The organism is Streptomyces sp. TLI_185, from assembly GCF_003814765.1.
Lineage (GTDB): Bacteria > Actinomycetota > Actinomycetes > Streptomycetales > Streptomycetaceae > Streptomyces.
Window position 1 is genome coordinate 2003932 of the sequence record NZ_RKRB01000001.1, and the last position, 18343, is coordinate 2022274.

At 69.9% G+C, this 18343-nt stretch carries 19 protein-coding genes and 1 riboswitch; of the genes, 5 read left to right on the forward strand and 14 right to left on the reverse strand.

Annotated features, from left to right (window positions below):
* Positions 1-83: 83 nt before the first annotated feature.
* Positions 84-215: a hypothetical protein gene (locus EDD92_RS51010; protein WP_260326426.1), complete on the forward strand. Its 132-nt coding sequence runs from the start codon at positions 84-86 to the stop codon at positions 213-215.
* 102 nt (positions 216-317) lie between these two features.
* Here EDD92_RS51010 and EDD92_RS09050 read toward each other — a convergent pair whose 3' ends face one another.
* The 5 genes from EDD92_RS09050 to EDD92_RS09070 all read right to left on the reverse strand — a co-directional run bounded on the left by EDD92_RS09050 (position 318) and on the right by EDD92_RS09070 (position 5443).
* The gene (locus tag EDD92_RS09050) at positions 318-977 is read right to left on the reverse strand and encodes a TetR/AcrR family transcriptional regulator (RefSeq protein ID WP_123963828.1); all 660 of its coding nucleotides are present in this window, start codon (positions 975-977) and stop codon (positions 318-320) included.
* A 124-nt stretch (positions 978-1101) separates the two neighbouring features.
* Positions 1102-1239: an SCO1431 family membrane protein gene (locus EDD92_RS09055; RefSeq protein ID WP_123963829.1), complete on the reverse strand. Its 138-nt coding sequence runs from the start codon at positions 1237-1239 to the stop codon at positions 1102-1104.
* Positions 1240-1375: 136 nt separating this feature from the next.
* Positions 1376-2764 carry a peptidase C39 family protein gene (locus EDD92_RS09060; protein WP_123963830.1) on the reverse strand — a complete coding sequence of 463 codons (1389 nt, stop codon included), beginning with the start codon at positions 2762-2764 and terminating at the stop codon, positions 1376-1378.
* Between the two features lie 205 nt (positions 2765-2969).
* On the reverse strand, positions 2970-4424 hold the full coding sequence (locus tag EDD92_RS09065; RefSeq protein ID WP_185123970.1) for an amino acid permease: 1455 nt from the start codon (positions 4422-4424) through the stop codon (positions 2970-2972).
* Between the two features lie 68 nt (positions 4425-4492).
* Positions 4493-5443, reverse strand: coding sequence for a hypothetical protein (locus EDD92_RS09070; RefSeq protein ID WP_185123971.1), 951 nt, complete (start codon positions 5441-5443; stop codon positions 4493-4495).
* A 219-nt stretch (positions 5444-5662) separates the two neighbouring features.
* On the opposite strand from EDD92_RS09070, the gene EDD92_RS09075 reads away from it, so the two are divergent.
* Positions 5663-6316 (forward strand): uridine kinase, encoded by a 654-nt coding sequence (locus EDD92_RS09075; RefSeq protein WP_123963832.1) that lies wholly within the window; start codon positions 5663-5665, stop codon positions 6314-6316.
* 428 nt (positions 6317-6744) lie between these two features.
* Entirely contained in the window at positions 6745-8610 is a 1866-nt protein-coding gene (locus EDD92_RS09080) for an AAA family ATPase (RefSeq protein WP_123970327.1), read from the forward strand.
* Between the two features lie 103 nt (positions 8611-8713).
* On the opposite strand, the gene EDD92_RS09085 is transcribed toward EDD92_RS09080, so the two are convergent.
* From EDD92_RS09085 to EDD92_RS09125, 9 genes are all read right to left on the reverse strand, one after another.
* Positions 8714-9799, reverse strand: coding sequence for a hemolysin family protein (locus EDD92_RS09085; RefSeq protein ID WP_123963833.1), 1086 nt, complete (start codon positions 9797-9799; stop codon positions 8714-8716).
* Positions 9796-11121: a hemolysin family protein gene (locus tag EDD92_RS09090; protein ID WP_099927409.1), complete on the reverse strand. Its 1326-nt coding sequence runs from the start codon at positions 11119-11121 to the stop codon at positions 9796-9798. Before EDD92_RS09090 ends, EDD92_RS09085 begins: the two co-directional genes overlap by 4 nt.
* Before the next feature lie 177 nt (positions 11122-11298).
* Positions 11299-11742, reverse strand: a complete 444-nt coding sequence (locus EDD92_RS09095; protein WP_123963834.1) for a PH domain-containing protein — start codon at positions 11740-11742, stop codon at positions 11299-11301.
* A 13-nt stretch (positions 11743-11755) separates the two neighbouring features.
* Positions 11756-12604 carry an ATP phosphoribosyltransferase gene (hisG, locus tag EDD92_RS09100; RefSeq protein ID WP_123963835.1) on the reverse strand — a complete coding sequence of 283 codons (849 nt, stop codon included), beginning with the start codon at positions 12602-12604 and terminating at the stop codon, positions 11756-11758.
* A gap of 64 nt (positions 12605-12668) precedes the next feature.
* Positions 12669-12941, reverse strand: coding sequence for a phosphoribosyl-ATP diphosphatase (locus tag EDD92_RS09105; protein WP_030946750.1), 273 nt, complete (start codon positions 12939-12941; stop codon positions 12669-12671).
* A 34-nt stretch (positions 12942-12975) separates the two neighbouring features.
* Positions 12976-13461: a 6,7-dimethyl-8-ribityllumazine synthase gene (gene ribH, locus EDD92_RS09110; protein WP_030946752.1), complete on the reverse strand. Its 486-nt coding sequence runs from the start codon at positions 13459-13461 to the stop codon at positions 12976-12978.
* Positions 13462-13500: 39 nt separating this feature from the next.
* Complete coding sequence (locus EDD92_RS09115) at positions 13501-14790, reverse strand: bifunctional 3,4-dihydroxy-2-butanone-4-phosphate synthase/GTP cyclohydrolase II (RefSeq protein WP_123963836.1); 1290 nt, start codon at positions 14788-14790, stop codon at positions 13501-13503.
* Positions 14787-15428: a nicotinamide riboside transporter PnuC gene (pnuC, locus tag EDD92_RS09120; RefSeq protein ID WP_123963837.1), complete on the reverse strand. Its 642-nt coding sequence runs from the start codon at positions 15426-15428 to the stop codon at positions 14787-14789. The genes EDD92_RS09115 and pnuC overlap by 4 nt, the downstream gene beginning before the upstream one ends.
* On the reverse strand, positions 15425-16030 hold the full coding sequence (locus tag EDD92_RS09125; RefSeq protein WP_123963838.1) for a riboflavin synthase: 606 nt from the start codon (positions 16028-16030) through the stop codon (positions 15425-15427). Before EDD92_RS09125 ends, pnuC begins: the two co-directional genes overlap by 4 nt.
* Positions 16031-16182: 152 nt before the next feature.
* Positions 16183-16313: riboswitch (FMN riboswitch) on the reverse strand.
* A gap of 231 nt (positions 16314-16544) precedes the next feature.
* Between EDD92_RS09125 and EDD92_RS09130 the strand changes: the two genes are divergently transcribed.
* Both EDD92_RS09130 and EDD92_RS09135 read left to right on the forward strand, forming a co-directional pair.
* Complete coding sequence (locus EDD92_RS09130; protein ID WP_123963839.1) at positions 16545-17435, forward strand: RNA polymerase sigma-70 factor; 891 nt, start codon at positions 16545-16547, stop codon at positions 17433-17435.
* Between the two features lie 157 nt (positions 17436-17592).
* Positions 17593-18333: an SDR family oxidoreductase gene (locus EDD92_RS09135; RefSeq protein ID WP_123963840.1), complete on the forward strand. Its 741-nt coding sequence runs from the start codon at positions 17593-17595 to the stop codon at positions 18331-18333.
* Positions 18334-18343 lie beyond the last annotated feature (10 nt).

Consider the following 18343-nt stretch of genomic DNA (forward strand, 5'->3'; position numbering starts at 1 on the left):
ATTGCAGGCACCCCGTCACCAGTTAACGAGCGCTTACTTCAAGAATATCCCGGCCACTCACTGCACGCGATGTCCAGCGGAACGTGACGAGCGGCTGGGACTTGCGAGCGGCCGCCTCGGCGACGAGCGCCAGGCTCAAGGGCCTCGGCACGACGAAGATGACGTACAAGAGCCAGCAGGGTCCGGGCGGTACGTACTGCGGTACGTACCTCTGAGGGCTCAGCGGTGGCACCGCGGGCGGTGAGCCGATCAGGGGGGTCAACTGAGCGCAGGAGTACGGTGGTTGGGGCGGGGACACGGGAGCCTTCGCCCCTCGCTCAGGGGTCGCGGCGGGCCGGGGCCGGAGTGGGGTAGGCCGGGTCCAGTTCCTCGATGGCGCGCATGGCGCCGCCGAGCTGCTTGACCAGGAGTTCGCGCAGCTGTTCGCGGGACAGCTGAGGGCGGTCGATCCAGTCGAGAGTCGCACCCTCCACGCCGCACACCCAGGCGAACAGGCCCATGCGGGCGAGCGGGGCGATGTCCGTGCGGCCGTACGCACCTTCGGCGACCGTCGCCACGATCGCCTCACGCACGCCGTCCCGGATGGCGTGCACCTCGGCATCGAATCCGACGCCGCCGCTGACGACCGCGCGGAAGGCGGCCTGGTTGTGCTCGGCGTAGCGCAGATAGCCCTCCATGGTGCGATGGACCCGGTCCAGCTGCTCCAGTTCGATCTCGCTCGCCGCGAAGGTGACCAGGTCGGCGACCGAATCGTTGATGATCGCCAGGTAGTAGCCGCGCTTGGACTGGAAGTAGTAGTAGATCAGCCCCTTGGCGACATGCGCCTGCCGCGCGATGTCGTCCATCGAGAGCGCGTCGTACGACCTGTCGGCGAACAACTTCCGCCCGATGGCGATGAGTTCGGCTCGGCGCGCCAGCGAGCGCTCGGTGCCGCGCGCCCGGGGGCGGGTGGCGTCGCTCTGTTCGCTGATCTTCAATTTCGACCCTGGTCTCGGGCAGGCTGTTCGGGACATCCGCAGTATGTCAGAACGACCACGTCCACTCGTTCGAGTCGGGTCGACGAGTGGCCGCAGAGGAGGGCGGGGCCCCGCTTGCCTCAGATCACAGCAGGCCGAGCTGGGTGACGAGCATCGCGACGACCATGACCAGGGTCCAGCCCATGATGTGCTCGAGGATCTTCGGGCCGTCGTTCCCGGGGCCGCCGGTGCGGGTGCGGGCGGCGGCTGAGTGTGCGGTCATGGCGTCTCGCTGAGGTCGGGCGTGCAGTGGACTCCCCCAGGGGTTCTGCCCACCTTGCCAGCTGGAGCGGCTTTTGCGGCGGAGACGTTGGTCACAGGCGAAAGGCCCCGGTTTCCCGCGGCCTTTCGCCTGTCGTTCAGCGCACCCCGACCGCCGCGAGCGCCTTGCGCCGGCGGGGTGTGGGCCGGGCCGGGAAGTACAGGTAGCAGACGCCGCCGGTGCCGGAGACGACCTTGCCGGAGGCGTTGTACCGCTTGGTCCTGAGCCAGATGTTCTCCCACTCGCGCCGCTTGTAGACACGGCGCACCGCGTCGTCGCTCGGCGAGAACGGGTCGTTGGCGATCACGTCGCCCTCGGCAGTGAAGCCGATGACGGTCATCAGGTGCCCCGCAGTGCCGTAACCCGCCCCCGTCAGCTCCCCCTTGAGGAACGACTGGGAGGTTATGGCCGGGATGCCGGCCGCGATCAGCGTCTCCAGGTCGGTGAGCGAACCGAGCCGGGTGACCACGCCCTGCAGGTCCTTGTACGTGGCTGCGTAGGCGGCGTTGAACGGCCAGTTGCCGCAGCCCTCGTACTGGTAGTCGTAGGTGAAGCGGGCCGCGTGGTCGACCTGGGGGTCGGCGTAGCTCGGGTCCACCCAGGCCAGTTGCTCCGGGGTGAGCCGGCCGCCCCAGTACTCGATGATCATCTGCGAGGAGGTGGGGCTGCACCAGGCCTCGCCGCCGTTGTCGTACTCGGGGTACTGGCCCTTGTGGATCTCCTGCGAGTAGCGCGGGACGATCAGTTCCCTGGCGAGGCCTGGCGTGGAGGCCGGGACGGTGAAGCGGTCGGGGATGTCCGAGCCCATTGCGCCGAGCCGCCACACGGTGGGGCTGAGCTTGGTGCCGGGCTTGCGGTAGAGGGTGAGGCGGAGCCGGTAGGAGACCAGGCGCAGGCCGGTCGTCGCGTCGTCGATGGCGAAGGTGTCCGTCCAGATGGTGCTCTTGCCGTCCTTCTGGTCGTCCACCGAGGTCCGCTTGATGTCCTGGTCGCCGGCCGCCCAGCGGCCCATCACGTACCAGGGGGTCTCGGTGCCGTCGGAGTACGTGCCGTGCAGTTCGACCTGGAGCCAGGTGCCGGCCGGGGTGTGTGCGTTCCAGGAGGCGATCACCTCGGTGGCGGGGACGCGGAGCCGGTGGACGGGGGACGTCCAGGTCGCGTACTCCCAGGCGGCGGTCGCGTTGGTGTGCGGGTCCGTGTAGTCGGTGGTGCCGGCGGGGGCGGCGATCACCACGCCGGGGCGGGCGCCCGCGACGGCACGGGTGCCGTGCGCCGCGCCGGCGCGCCAGTCCTGGTACGAGGTCCAGGAGCGGTAGTCGACCGTGGGGCTCCCCCCGCTCGGGCGAAGCCCGGAGTGGGCGAGGGGCGGAGCCACGGCGGCCTCCTCGGCGTCGGCCACGTCGGCGGTGACGGCGGAGCCCGCCACCGCGGCGGCCACCGCGGCGGCGAGGACGGTTCTGCGGGACGGCTGTTCGGCTCTGCTCATGGGCGGAACGACCCCCAGGTTGTCCGAGTCGGGCAGGTCCAAATGCGCGGTTGCGCTGCATTGTTGTGCGCCAACTATGGCCGCGTGCGGACCCTCCTGCCAGCACTTCGGACCTTGCCACGCCCACCAATATTGGTTTGAACCACTGGCATGACCTGCTGGGCCGTCCGGCCCGGCGCACGCGGACGCGCGCCGGGCCCGGGGCTCAGATCAGGTCCATCGCCGCGACCTCGTCGGGGCGGCCGTAGCTGACCGGCCCCTGGAAGCGGCGGCGGGCGGTGGCGAACCACCAGACGGTGGCGACGACCAGGACGACCACGAGGGCGATCGGCGCGTAGTTGAAGGAGTCGACGGTGATCGGCGAGGCCTGCGGGAGCATGAACAGCACGCTGCTGAGCAGGATCCAGGCCACCGCGATCACACCGACGGGTCTGCTCCAGCGGCCCAGGTGCCAGGGCCCCGGCTGGAACTCGTCGCCCAGGCTCAGCCGGAGCAGGATCGGCACGGCGTAGGCGAGGAAGAGGCCGACGACGTTGACGCTGACGATGGCGGTGAACGCCGTGTGCGACCACCAGCCGGGCACGACGAGGGCCAGCGAGCAGGCGACCGCGAGCCAGACGGCCTTGACGGGGGTGCGGGTGCGCGGTGAGACCGAGTGCCACAGACGGGAGCCGGGCATGGCGCCGTCGCGGGAGAAGGCGAAGATCTGCCGGGTGTTGCTGGTGAGATTGGCGAGACCGCAGAAGAGCATCGCGCCGATCACGATCAGCAGGAGCACCTTGGCCGTGGTCAGGCCGAGACCGTCGATGAGAATCTGGACGGGTGGAGCGGAGGCGCTAGCCACATGGTCGTAGTCGTGAATGCTGTAGACGAGTGCGAGCATCAGGATCAGACCGGTGATCGCCGAGTAGCCGATCGCACGTGTGATCCCCTTCGGCGCGTTGACCGTGGCCCGCACCGTTTCCTCCGACATGTGGAAGCTGCCGTCGAAGCCGGTGAAGGTCCAGCTCGTGACGAGCAGGCCGAGCATCCCGCCGTAAAGACCGTTCGTGAAACCGGTGTTGTTCGCGAAATGGGTGGCGAACGACGCCGACTGGTGCTGGTCGGGTCCGACGATCAGGGCGCCCACGATCACCACGAGACCGATCAGCAGCCACCACACGGAGATCCGGTTGAGCAGCGCGACCAACTGGACGGTGTAGGTGTTGGCCAGCCCCTGGAGCACGATGAGCAGGGCCGTGATCAGCACCGTCTGGTGGGTGGTCGGCACGTAGGAGTCCCACTGCAGGGCCATGAAGGCCTGGATGAAGGTGGCGGCGGCGTAGCCGGTGGCGGCCGTGCCGCCGATCTGGCCCACGAAGTTCAGCCAGCCGGTGTACCAGGACCAGGCTCCCTTGTGCCGTCTGGCGAGTTTCCCGGCGGAGAAATACAGGGCGCCGCTCGTGGGATAGGCGGAGGCGACTTCCGCCATGGCGAGACCGACGAAGAGCACCATGACGGAGACGCCGATCCAGCCGAAGACGAGAATACGGGGGCCTCCGGCATTCAGCCCGAATCCGAAGCTGGAGAAGATTCCCGAAATGATGTTGATGATGGTGAATGAGATGGCGAAATTGTCGAACGCCTGAAATCGACGGGTGAGTTTTCTCGGGTAACCCATCTCATGAAGTACGGCATCGTCGTCCGATATCCGTTCCGGCACAGGTCGGCCTTTCTCTCTGCGGGGGGCTACGGGGGCACCGGGAGGCCGCAGGCGCGGCGGGCCCGGGACAGCTGGTCGGCGGGCTCTCCGAAGGCGGACCAGGGCATACGGGAGGCGTACGGCCCCATGGCCGCGAAGACCGCGCGGGCCTCGAACTCGCGCTTGCCCATGACCAGCGCGTGCGCCAGGTAGGCCAGGTCGAGCACCGGGGTGAAGCGGTAACCCGGCATCGTGGGCAGCCAGTTCTGGTAGATCACGAGGGCGGTGGAGCGCCACTGCGGCTGCTCCCAGACCCGGTCGGCGAGCAGTTGGGTCGGGTTGTAGCTCTCGACGAGGGCGACGAGGGGCAGCAGGCGCAGCGGGGAGTCGGCGGGGGCACGCTGACCGAGGAAGGCGGCGACGTCCCAGGCCGCGTTCACGGAGCCGCCGTGGCGGGAGAAGAAGCAGGCCAGGAAGCGGTGGTGGGCCTCGCGGTGCCAGGGGTCGAGGGACAGGACGTGCGCGAACAGCCGCCACGGTCCGGGCGGCGCGGTGAGCAGCCCGCGCGGGGCGGGGTCGGTCAGCCGGTGCAGCCGGGCCATGGCCAGCCGGGCCGTCCAGGGCGTGGGGTCGGCCGGGTTCGCCGCCGCCGCCCGGTCGCAGGCGGTCAGCGCGATCCGCTCCAGGGCGCCGGCCCGCTCGTCGTGCGCGTCGGCCGCGCGCAGCGCCCGTAGCACCGCCACCCGCGCCCACAGCAGCGCCGCCTCGGGGGTCGACTCCTCGGCCAGCCACCGCTCGGCGAGGTCGGAGTCGGCGGCCTCGGAGGCGAGGACCAGGGAGCGGTGGGCACGCAGACCGAAGTCGCCGCGTGTTTCGGCGAGGGCTTCATGAGTGCTCCGGTATCGGCCGGCGCGTACGTCGACGCATACGCTCGCGAGCAAGCGGTCGTCGGCCGCCGGATGCCACACATACTGCCCCTCGAATAACCCAGCGACCATCTGCTCCTGTCTCCCCGTACGACGCCTCGCAGTTGTGCACCCAGCACCTTACTCAGCGACGAGCGCAACCGGAACGCGATTTTCGAGATGGCCGTCCGATGTTTCGGGGCGGGATTAACACTGGCTCGCAGCCAGCCAACGACTGGTTCAATACCGCACTATTTTCCGGCCCACCCATTCGCCCCGATTTCACCCACCACTAGAATGTTCCTGTCGAATATGCCCGACTCTCCAGCCAGCCAGGGAACAGCCATTCACGACCTCACCTCCCGGCTCCGCCGTCTGCCCCCGTCCTGCGGCCCGGTCCGCCTGATCGGCGTCGACGGACATGCCGGCTCCGGAAAGTCCACGTTCGCCGAGCGGTTGGCCCGGGCCCTGGACGGGGCGCCCGTGCTGCACCTCGACGACATCGCCAGCCACGACGAACTGTTCGAGTGGACCGGACGACTGCTGACCCAGGTGATCGAACCGTTCAGCCGCGGTGAGAGCGCCCACTACGCCCCCTACGACTGGCACACCCGCCGCTTCGGACCGCCCCGCACACTGCCGCCCGCCCCACTGGTCCTCGTCGAGGGCGTCGGAGCGGGCCGCCGCGCACTGCGCCCGCACCTCGCGGCACTGCTGTGGATGGAGTTGCCGCACGAGGAGTCCTGGACGCGGGGACGGCAGCGGGACGGGGAGGAGCAGCGGGATTTCTGGGTCGGTTGGGTCGGGGCGGAACGACGACACTTCGCCGAGGATCCCTCGCGGCCGTTCGCCGACCTTCTGATACGGCAGTCGGAGAAGGGGTACGAGGTGCTCCCGGGACCCGTGAAGACTGTTGGACCGGACCAGCTGCTCACGCACGGTGACGGACCATCGGCAATGTGCTGAACTTGTGAAGACGCCCGCCGGGAGAACTTCACGGAGTGCCTCAACTCCGCTTGACCGGGGGCCCGTACAGGACTTACGTTCTCAATGCGCGGCCATTCGAAGCCGCCCACAGTCGCGAAGCCCCCGGTTGTTCCCCCGTGATCGGGGGCTTCGTTCTGCCCACACCCCGTTTTCCGGACGCTCCGCGACACTTTTCGCTCACACACCGTCACCGTCCGAAGTGCGCCCCGTCTGCTCCCACCTTGCCAAACGGCCTGTGCGGCACCCTTCGGCGGGCGACACCCCCGCAGGTACGATGCCCTCGGTGCGACCTGATGGACGGCTGCGCGCACCGCAACTCCGGTCCGCGGTACGGCGGTTCGATCAAGGCGGCCGGCGGACAGCGGTCCGGCGGTCAACCGACGGGGGCACGGTTTGTGGGGGACGTGATGGATTTCGGCACGCAGGGCCCCGAGGCCCCGGCCGACCTCGCCTGGCTGCGAGGTGTGGATGCCTACACGATGGGCGCCTATCCGCAGGCGGAGGAGGAGTTCAGGGCCGCGGTCCGGATGGATCCCGGGATGGCCGACGGCTGGCTCGGACTGCATGCGCTGCGCGTCGACACGACGACCGCGCTGTTACGGATGTTCCGGCACCGGGACCGCTTCGGTGAACAGCGCGCCCGGCACCGCCGCTCCCTCAACTCCTGGTACTGGCTCGGCTGGTGGGTGCAGCCCGTGCTGGAGAGCCCCCGCGACCTGCTGCTCGCGCACGCCTCGCACTGGCTGGACGGCCGCCATGTCCCCGAGCTGGACCGGGCCCTCGCCGGGCTCCCGCCCGTGGACACCGACCCGCAGGTCCGCTTTCTGCACGCCTGCCGCGCCTATCTCGTCAAGGACTGGGACCAACTCGTCCGCCACACCGACCCGCTGATCGACGACGCCCTGCTCGGCATCGAGGCGGGCCTGTTCGGCGGCATGGCGCGGGTGCGCCTGGAGATGTACGGTCAGGCCGAACCGCTCCTGTCGTCCGCCCTGATGCGCTGCCGCAGCGAGCAGCCGCAGCGCAAGGAGCTGCGCTACTGGCTGGCGCGCGCACATGAGGGCACAGGCCGCTCGGCCGCCGCCCTTCCCCTGTACCGGGCCGTGCACCGCGTCGATCCCGCCTTCATGGACACCTCGGCCCGGCTCGCGGCGATCGCCGAGGGCGACGGGTACGACGAGGCCACCGACCTCGCGGCGATCACGCTCTCCGGCGGCCAGGACGCCCTGGAGGGCCCGGACACCCTGGACCCGCTCTTCGGCACCGAGGGCCGGGACCTGAGGCTCTCCGAGTCCGACCTCCCACCGGTCGGGCCGCTGCCGTCCTCGATCGACCCGACGGTGCGCGAGAAGACCGTCGGCCCGCCCGGATCCCCGCTGCCCGCAGGACCCACCGACCCCGCACTGCTCGAGGAGGCGCTCGCCGAACTGGAGCGCATGGTGGGCCTGGAGCCGGTGAAGCGGCAGGTCAAGGCACTGTCCGCCCAGCTGAACATGGCGCGGCTGCGCGCCGGTCAGGGCCTGCCGGTCCAGCCGCCGAAGCGGCACTTCGTCTTTTCCGGCCCCTCCGGCACCGGCAAGACCACGGTCGCCCGCATCCTCGGCCGCGTCTTCTACGCCCTCGGGCTGCTCGGCGGCGACCACCTCGTGGAGGCACAGCGGGCCGACCTGGTCGGCGAGTACCTGGGCCAGACGGCCGTGAAGGCCAACGAACTGATCGACTCCGCGATCGGCGGTGTGCTCTTCGTCGACGAGGCCTACTCGCTCTCCAATTCCGGCTACGGCAAGGGCGACGCTTACGGCGACGAGGCGCTGCAGGTGCTGCTGAAGCGGGCCGAGGACAACCGCGACCACCTGGTGGTCATCCTGGCCGGCTACCCGGAGGGCATGGACCGCCTGCTGGCCGCCAACCCCGGCCTGTCGTCCCGCTTCACCACCCGCGTCGACTTCCCCTCGTACCGGCCGCTCGAACTCACCTCGATCGGTGAGGTGCTGGCTGGCGAGAACGGCGACGTCTGGGACGAGGAGGCGTTGGACGAGCTGCGGTCGATCGCCGGGCATGTGGTGGATCAGGGGTGGATCGACGAGCTGGGGAACGGGCGGTTTCTTCGGACGCTGTACGAGAAGAGCTGTGCTTATCGGGATCTGCGGTTGTCGACGTATCCCGGGGTGTTGTCGCGGGACGATTTGTCGACTCTACGGCTTCCGGACTTGATGCAGGCGTACGGAGAGGTGCTGTCGGGGCGGGGGCCGCAGGATCCGTCTGGGCTGTGAGCTGCGCCCACGAGCTCGGTCGAGATCGAAGTCTTGCGAATGCGGGTTCGTCGTGGCTTGTCGCGCAGTTCCCCGCGCCCCTTCAGGGCGCGGGGAACCCGCGTCAGCCTGCCAGGGCCTGCTCCGGCTCCCCGCTCCCCCGCGGCTCGGTGACGCGTACCTCCGGCACGTCCCGGTGGGCCGGGTCCGTGACCTCGCCGACCAGTAGTTCCAGTACGTCCTCCAGGGCCACCAGGCCCAGTACCTTGCCGGAGGCGTCGGCCACCTGGGCCAGGTGGGTGGCGGCGCGGCGCATCACCGTCAGGGCGTCGTCCAGGGGGAGTTCGGACCGCAGCGTCGTCATCGGCCGCCACAGCTGCTGCGGCACCGCCCGCTGCGAGTCCTCCAGGTCCAGTACGTCCTTCACATGCAGGTAGCCCATGAAGGCGCCGTTCTCCGCGGCTATCGGGAAGCGGGAGTATCCCGTGCGCGCGGTGAGCTCGACGATCCGGCCCGGGGTGACCGACGGGGGAACCGTCACCAGGGACTCGCGCGCCAGCAGCACGTCCGTCACCGGGCGGGAGCCCAGTTCCAGGGCGTCCTCGAGGCGTTCCTGCTCCTCGGGGTCGAGGAGGCCCGCCTGTCCGGAGTCCTCCACCAGGCGGTTGAGCTGCTCGCTGGTGAAGACGGCCTCGACCTCGTCCTTCGGCTCGACCCGGAAGAGCCGCAGGATCGCCTGGGCGACGGCGCCGAGGGCGACGGTGATCGGCTTGCAGACTCGGGCGAAGGCGACCAGGCCCGGGGCGAGCCAGATGGCGGCCTTCTCAGGGGCTGCCATCGCGAGGTTCTTCGGGACCATCTCGCCGATGACGAGGTGGAAGAAGACCACGGCGGCGAGTGCGATGACGTAGCCGAGCGGGTGGATCACCCCGTCGGGCAGGTGGATCCACTCGAAGACCGGCTCCAGCAGGTGCGCGACGGTCGGTTCGGCGACCGCGCCCAGGGTCAGCGAGCAGACTGTGATGCCGAACTGGGCCGCGGCCATCATCTGCGGCAGCCGCTCCAGGCCGTAGAGGACCTGGCGGGCGCGGGCCGTGCCGAGCGGTTCGATCTGGCTTCGGCGTACGGACACGAGGGCGAACTCGGCGCCGACGAAGAAGCCGTTGGCGAGCACGAGCAGGGCGGCGAACAGGAGTTGGAGCACGCTCATCGGGCGACCTCCACGACCAGGCCGGTCCGCACCAGCCGGACCCGCTCGGCGCGGTAGTGGCCGACCCGGCGCACGGTCAGCCGCCAGCCCGGCAGTTCGGCCTTGTCGCCGACGGCCGGGATACGGCCGAGCCGGTCGGCGACCAGTCCGGCGACGGTCTCGTACGGCCCCTCGGGCACGTCGAGTCCTATGCGCTGCAGGATGTCGACGCGGCAGCTGCCGTCGGCGTCCCAGGCGGGCCTGCCGTCCTCCGGCGGGGCGGCGGCGAGCTCGGGCACGTCCTGCCCGTCGTGCTCGTCGCGGACCTCGCCGACGATCTCCTCGACGATGTCCTCCAGCGTCACGACGCCCGCCGTGCCGCCGTATTCGTCGACGACGACCGCGATGGGCTGCTCGCTGCGCAGCTGGGCGAGGAGCGGCTGCACGGGCAGGGTCTCTGGGACGAGCAGCGCCGGGCGGGCGATGCGGCCGACGGGGGTGCGCAGGCGCTCGTGCGCCGGGACCGCCAGGGCGTCCTTCAGATGGACCATGCCGACGATTTCGTCGATCCGCTCCTTGTAGACGGGGAAGCGGGACAGGCCGGTGGCACGGGTCAGGTTCACCACGTCCTCGGCGGTCGCCGTCGACTGCAGTGCGCTCACCTTCACCCGCGGGGTCATGACGTGCTGCGCGGTCAGCTCGGCGAGCGACAGCGTCCGTACGAAGAGGTCGGCCGTGTCCTGTTCCAGTGCGCCGGCCTGGGCAGAATGTCGGGCCAGGGACACCAGTTCGCCGGGAGTGCGGGCGGAGGCCAGCTCCTCGGCGGGCTCGACGCCCAGGGCGCGGACCAGGCGGTTGGCCACCGCGTTCAACGCGGCGATGACCGGGCGGAACAGACGGGCGAACGCGTGCTGCGGACCGGCGACGAAGCGCGCGACCTGCATCGGCTTGGACACCGCCCAGTTCTTGGGCACCAGTTCGCCGATCACCATCTGCACGGCGGAGGCCAGCAGCATGCCGACGACCACCGCGACACCGGAGACGGCGCCTTCGGGGATGCCGATCGCGGTGAACGGACCGTGCAGCAGCTGAGCGAGCGCGGGCTCGGCGAGCATGCCGACGACGAGGGAGGTGATGGTGATGCCGAGCTGGGTGCCGGAGAGCTGGAAGGACAGCTCCCTGAGCGACTCGGCGACCCTTCGGGCCCGTTTGTCGCCTTCGGCGGCCGCCTTCTCGGCGTCCGTCGACTCGACCGTGACCAGGCCGAACTCGGCGGCCACGAAGAAGCCGTTGGCCAGAATCAGCAGGAGGGCCGCTCCGAGGAGCAGCAGGGGGGTGGTCATGATGCCGCCGCCTCGGTATGTCGTGAGGTGGCGGCGCAGGTACTACAGGACGATCCGTCCATCGCTGGAGGGAGTCACTCCTCGGGTAGCAGGGGGCTGCTGAAGTCCGTCGCGGACGTCAGCGGCGGAGGCGCAACGAAAACGCCTCCGCCAACAGATTAATCAAGACATGGGCCGTTACGGCAGATCCCTTGTCGAGCGGGCCTCGGCGAGTGCCCTCAGGGTGCGCGCATCGGCGATGGCGCGCTCCTTGGCGATGCCCGGCTGAATGCCGAGCGCCGGCAGGCTGGTGCCGTCGCTGAGGTTGAGGAAGACCCAGGGGTCGCCGGGCCGCAGGTTCACATGGAGGATCTCGGCCCACTCCAGGTGCCGCCTGCTGGCGATGTTGACGACCGTGACGCCCGTCTCGTCGGCGACGACCTTCACCCGGGCGAGCAGCGCCAGCACACCGAAGAGGATCGCTCCGGTGAAGACGAAGCTGAGCTTCTCGCCGGGGCTCAGCTGCTCCAGGAGCAGCGCGACGGTCGTGATCACCACGAAGATCACCGCACCGGAGGCGAGCAGGACGGCCCGGGTGCGGCCCGGCCGGAACGTGACGGGCAGAGCAGGCAGGTCGGACATCTTTCTGCGCCCCTCAGAGACGGCAGGCGTGGATGGCCGTGGTCAGGATGGCCCGCGCACCGATCGCGTACAGGTCGTCCATGATCCGCTGGGCGTCCTTGGCGGGCACCATGGCGCGGACGGCGACCCAGCCCTCGTTGTGCAGCGGCGAGACGGTCGGACCCTCCAGGCCGGGGGTGATGGCGACCGCCTCCTCCAGGTGCTCGGCGCGGCAGTCGTAGTCCATCATCACGTACGTCCGGGCCACCAGGACGCCCTGCAGACGGCGCAGGAACTGCTGGACCTTGGGCTCCTCGCCGTTCTCGCCGGTGCGGCGGATGACGACGGCCTCGGACTTCATGATCGGCTCGCCGATGACCTCCAGGCCCGCGTTGCGCAGGCTGGTGCCGGTCTCGACAACATCCGCGATGACCTCGGCGACGCCCAGCTCGATGGCGGTCTCGACGGCGCCGTCGAGGTGGACGACGGAGGCGTCGACGCCCTTGTCGGCGAGGTGCTTGGCGACGATGCCCTCGTAGGAGGTGGCGACCGTCATGCCGTCCAGGTCCTCGACGCCGTTCGCCGTGCCCGGCTTGGTGGCGTAGCGGAAGGTGGAGCGGGCGAAGCCGAGCGGGAGGATCTCCTCGGCGTTGGCACCGGAGTCGATCAGCAGGTCGCGGCCGGTGATGCCGATGTCGAGGCGGCCCGAGGAGACGTAGATCGCGATGTCGCGCGGGCGGAGGTAGAAGAACTCGACCTCGTTGCCCGGGTCGACGATCCGCAGCTCCTTGGACTCCCGGCGCTGCTGGTAGCCGGCCTCATGCAGCATCTCCGCCGCAGGGCCTGACAGGGAACCCTTGTTGGGGACGGCGATGCGCAGCATGAGGTCGGCTTCCTTTGTTCGTGCGTACGGAGATGTGTGCGGGGTTTCTTGCGGCTGTGACGGCTCAGAGATGGGCGTAGACGTCGTCCAGGGAGATGCCGCGGGCGACCATCATCACCTGGACGTGGTACAGCAGCTGCGAGATCTCCTCGGCGGCCGCTTCCTTGCCTTCGTACTCGGCGGCCATCCAGACCTCGGCGGCCTCTTCGACGACCTTCTTGCCGATGGCATGGACGCCCTTTCCGACCAGTTCTGCGGTGCGGGAAGTGGCGGGATCGCCGTGGGCGGCCTTGTGCTGGAGCTCGGTGAAGAGCTCCTCGAACGTCTTATTGGACATGGTGACGCTCAGCCTATGCCAAACCCCGTATACGTCAGTGCCACGGTTCAGATACTGAGCGGAGCGTCGCCGCGGTCGCCACCGCCGCGGTCACCGCCTCGTGCCCCTTGTCCTCGTTGGAGCCCTCGATGCCGGCCCGGTCCAGGGCCTGCTCCTCGGTGTCGCAGGTGAGGACGCCGAAGCCGACGGGGACGCCGGTCTCCACGGAGACCTGGGTGAGGCCCTGGGTCACGCCCTGGCACACGTACTCGAAGTGCGGGGTGCCGCCGCGGATGACGACGCCGAGGGCGACGATCGCGTCGTAGCCGCGGCCCGCGAGGACCTTGGCGACCACCGGGAGTTCCCAGCTGCCGGGGACCCTGAGCAGGGTCGGCTCGTCGATGCCCAGGTCGTGCAGGGCGCGCAGGGCGCCGTCCACCAGGCCGTCCATCACCTTTTCGTGCCACTGCGCCGCGATGACGGCGACCCGCAGGTCTCCGACGTTGCGTACGGACAGTTCCGGTGCGCCCTTGCCGCTCACGTTCTCGTGTCTCCTCGGTGTGCTCTGGTCTTCCGGGTGCTACTGGGTGCTGCAGGTGGACACGGGGGCCGTGTCCAGCCAGGGCAGGTCGTGCCCCATCCGGTCCCGCTTGGTGCGCAGGTAGCGGAGGTTGTGCTCGCCCGCCTGTACGGGCATCGGCTCGCGGCCGGTGACCTTGAGTCCGTGGCGGACGAGCGCGTCGGTCTTGTCGGGGTTGTTGGTCATCAGGCGCACGCTGCGGACGCCGAGGTCCTCCAGGATCTGGGCCCCTGCGCCGTAGTCCCGGGCGTCGGCGGGCAGGCCGAGCTCCAGATTGGCGTCGAGGGTGTCTCGGCCGCGCTCCTGGAGTTCGTAGGCGCGCAGCTTGGACAGCAGGCCGATGCCGCGGCCCTCGTGGCCACGCAGATAGACGACCACTCCCCTGCCCTCGGACTGGATGCGCTCCAGGGAAGCGTCCAGCTGGGGGCCGCAGTCGCAGCGCAGGGAGGAGAAGATGTCGCCGGTCAGGCATTCGGAGTGGACGCGGACCAGGACGTCCTCGCCGTCACCGATCTCGCCGTGGACGAGGGCGACGTGCTCGACGCCGTCGACGGTGGAGCGGTAGCCGTAGGCCGTGAACTCGCCGTGGGCGGTGGGCAGTTGGGTCTCGGCCTCGCGGCGGACGGTGGGCTCGGCGGTACGGCGGTAGGCGATCAGGTCCTCGATGGAGATGATCGTCAGGCCGTGCTTGCGGGCGAAGGGGATCAGCTCGGGCAGGCGCAGCATACGGCCGTCCTCGCCGGCGATCTCGACGATCGCGCCGGCCGGGCGCAGCCCTGCGAGGCGGGCGAGGTCGACTGCGGCCTCGGTGTGGCCGTTGCGCACGAGCACACCGCCGGACCTGGCGCGCAGCGGGAAGATGTGGCCGGGGCGGACGAAGTCGTCGGCGTGGGTCTCTCCGCTCGCCAGCAGCCGGAGGGTGGTGGCGCGGTCGGAGGCGGAGATGCCGGTGGTCACGCCGTGCGCGGCCGAGGCGTCCACGGAGACCGTGAACGCGGTCTTCATCTGCTCGGTGTTGTCCTCGACCATCTGCGGGAGCTTGAGCCGGTCCAGCTCCTCGCCCTCCATGGGCGCGCAGATCAGGCCGCGGCACTCGCTCATCATGAAGGCCACGATCTCGGGGGTGACCTTCTCGGCCGCGACGACGAGGTCGCCCTCGTTCTCGCGGTCCTCGTCGTCGACGACCACGATCGGGCGGCCCGCCGCGATGTCGGCGATGGCCTGCTCGATGGGGTCGAGCGACCAGTCCTCGATGCCGTCGGTGCTGTACAGGATCGGTGCCGTGGTCATGCCGGCGCTCCTTCCAGGACGGGCTGCGACGCCTGACGGGAGCGCAGCCACCAGTCGCGCATGCCCCACAGGACGAGTGCGCCGTAGATGACGTAGACGAAGCCGGAGAAGGCGTAGCCGTTGGCGAAGTTGAGGGGGACGCCGACCAGGTCGACCAGGAGCCAGGCGATCCAGAACTCGGTCATGCCGCGGGCCTGGGCGTACATGGCGACGATGGTGCCGACGAAGATGTAGGCGTCCGGCCAGGGGTCCCAGGACAGGGACGGATAGGCCTTGAAGAGCAGGGCGACGGCGACCGTGCCGACGGCCGCGGTGGCGATCATCGCGCCGCGCTCGCGCCAGGTGGCGAACCGCGGGGCTATGTGACCGTCCTCCGCCTGCCCCTTGTTGCGGTTCCACTGCCACCAGCCGTAGAGCGCCACGACCATGACGACGACCTGCTTGCCGGCGCTGCCGGCGAGGTGGCCGTAGAAGGCGATGAACAGGACGAGACCGGAGAGGAACTGGACCGGCCAGGTCAGCAGGGAGCGGCGCCAGCCGAGGGCGAGGGTGATCAGGCCGAGTATGTTGCCGATCATGTCCGACCAGATGATGCGCTGGTCGAGGAGGGTGAAGGCCTCCGAGTTCAGCCAGTTCACCGGTCCGCCCCCTGACCGGCCCCGAGCAGGCGCTCGACGTACTTGGCGACGACGTCGACCTCGAGGTTGACCGGGTCGCCCGGCTGCTTGATGCCGAGCGTGGTCAGGGCGAGGGTGGTGGGGATGAGGCTGACCGTGAAGTAGTCCGGGCCTGCGTCGACCACGGTGAGGCTGATGCCGTCGACCGTGATGGAGCCCTTCTCCACGACATAGCGGGCCAGGTCCGCGGGCAGGGAGATCTTGATGATCTCCCAGTGGTCGGAGGGCTTGCGCTCCAACACCTCGCCCGTGCCGTCGACATGACCCTGGACGATGTGGCCGCCGAGGCGGGCGCCCACGGCCATGGGGCGCTCCAGGTTGACGCGGGAGCCGACGGCGAGGGCGCCGAGGCTGGATCGGTCGAGGGTCTCCGCCATGACGTCGGCGGTGAACTCGTCACCCTCGTGGTCGACGACGGTGAGACAGACCCCGTTCACGGCGATGGAGTCGCCGTGCTTCGCGCCATCGGTGACGACGGGGCCGCGCAGCCGGAAGCGGGAGGCGTCGCCGAGGTTTTCGACGGCCGTGATCTCGCCCAGCTCTTCGACGATTCCGGTGAACACTTCCCGGGTCCTCCTGCCTCTTCGGGCACGGACTCCGGGGCCTGTCGATGACGACAGAATGAACGAGCGAGGACACCGGGGGCGACGCCGGACGGGGCCCGCCCCGAGGACGAGCCCAGATACGGCGGCGCGCATACGTCGATGCCCGCCCGCCGCGCACTGCCTCCCATCCGGACTTTAACCGTCGGTCCAGGAATTTCACCTGGTCAACCGGCCGCTGGAAGCGGTCGGGTCGCGGACTGTAACCGCCGGTTCGGACTTTCACCGACCCCGGAGTGCGCTGCTTCTGGTACAGAGCCAGTGTGCCACGCCTGATCGAGGTCCATACGGGCGAGTGGTGTGGGTTGGCTCACAGGGGCTGTCGATGGACTTCTCAACCCGGGCCACCTGTTGGACCCTTTGGTCTAGTCCTTTCGGGATCTTCGCAGACCGGCCCGGCGGTGGTGACGACGGCCCTTGCCCACCGCCGGGCCTCACAACTCCCCCGTCCACGGGCTCTGGCAGGGTGGTGCGCATGAGCAGCGCGATCGCCGACGAGTTCGAGACGCACCGCCCGCGGCTGTTCGGTCTCGCCTACCGCTTGCTGGGCTCGGCCGACGAGGCGGAGGACGCGGTCCAGGACGCCTATCTGCGTTTCAGCGGGACCGAGCGCACGGGCATCGAGTACCCGGCGGCCTGGCTGGCCAAGGTGGTCACCAACCTCTGCCTCACCCGTCTGACCTCGGCCCGCGCCCGGCGCGAGCACTACGTCGGAACCTGGCTGCCGGAGCCCGTGGTCACCTCGGACGGCACGCTCGGCCCGCTGGAGTCGGCCGAGCAGCGCGATGCCGTGTCGATGGCGATGCTGATCCTGCTGGAGCGGCTCAGCCCGACCGAGCGCGCGGTGTACGTGCTGCGGGAGGCGTTCGGGTACGGGCACCGCGAGATCGCCGGCGTACTGGACCTGAGCGAGGCCAACTGCCGTCAGCTGTACCGGCGGGCGGTGCAGCGGGTGGGCGAGGACCGGTCCCGTTTCGAGCCGGTGCCCGAGCGGCAGGAGGAGCTCGTCAGATCGTTCCTCACGGCGGCCCGGGACGGTGATCTGGCCGGGCTGGAGAAGCTGCTGACCGCGGATGTGGTCTGGTCGAGCGACGGCGGCGGCAAGGTCAGTGCGGCCCGGCGGCCGGTCGTGGGGCTGGACAAGGTGGCGCGGCTCTCGGTGGGGGGCGCCGAGCGGTTCGCGGCCGGGCTGGACTTCACGGCGGCCGAGGTCAACGGCGAGACGGGGCTGGCCGCGTGGGCGGGCGACGCGCTGGTCGGCATGGTCGCGTTCGAGGTGCGGGACGGTCTGATCTCGCATGTGCGGGTGGTGCTGAACCCGGACAAGCTGGGCTTCGTTCGGCGGCAGCTCGCGCGGGCGGCGTAGTGGCATGTCACATTCCACCCGACCGGTCGTAGCGGTGGTATGTCACATGCCACCCGACCGGTCGTAGTGGCATGTCACATTCCACGCACCTGCTCAGTCTCAGCTGGCGTAGGGCGCTCCACCCGGGAACGCCCGGCGTCCGAAGGGGCTGAACAGCATGACCACGATCCTGGTGACCGGCGGCACCGGAACCCTCGGCCGACTCGTCACCGAGCGGCTGCGGTCGGACGGGCACGAGGTGCGGGTACTCAGCCGTCACACCCAGCCCTACGCCGTTGATCTGCGCAAGGGCGGTGCCGGGCTGGAAGCGGCGGTCGCTGGCGTGGACACGATCGTGCACTGTGCGACGACTCAGACCGGCGGTGACGAGAAGGCGGCCGAGAACCTGGTCGCGGCGGCGCGGCGGGCCGGGGTGGGGCACCTGGTCTACATCTCGATCGTCGGCGTCGACCGAGTGCCGTATCCGTACTACCGGACCAAGTTCGCCGTCGAGAAGCTCATCGAGGAGTCGGGGCTGGGCTGGACCGTGCTGCGCGCGACCCAGTTCCACGATCTGCTCGTGATGGTGTTCAAGGCGCTGGCCAAGCTGCCGGTCATGCTGCTGCCGGCGCGTGTGAGCGACCAGCCGGTCGAGGTGGCGGAGGTCGCTGCGCGGCTGGCCGAACTGGCCGCCGGTGCTCCCGCGGGGCGGGTCGAGGACATGGGCGGGCCGCAGATCCGGACGTTCGAGTCGCTGGCGCGCGCGTATCTGAAGGCGACCGGGCGTCGGCGGGCGGTGGTGAACGTGCCGCTGTGGGGCAGGGCGTACCGGGAGTTCCGCAGCGGTGGGCACCTCGCGCCGGAACACGCCGTCGGCAAGGGGACGTTCGAGCAGTACCTCGCCGGGCCGCGCGGATGAGCCGGCGCGA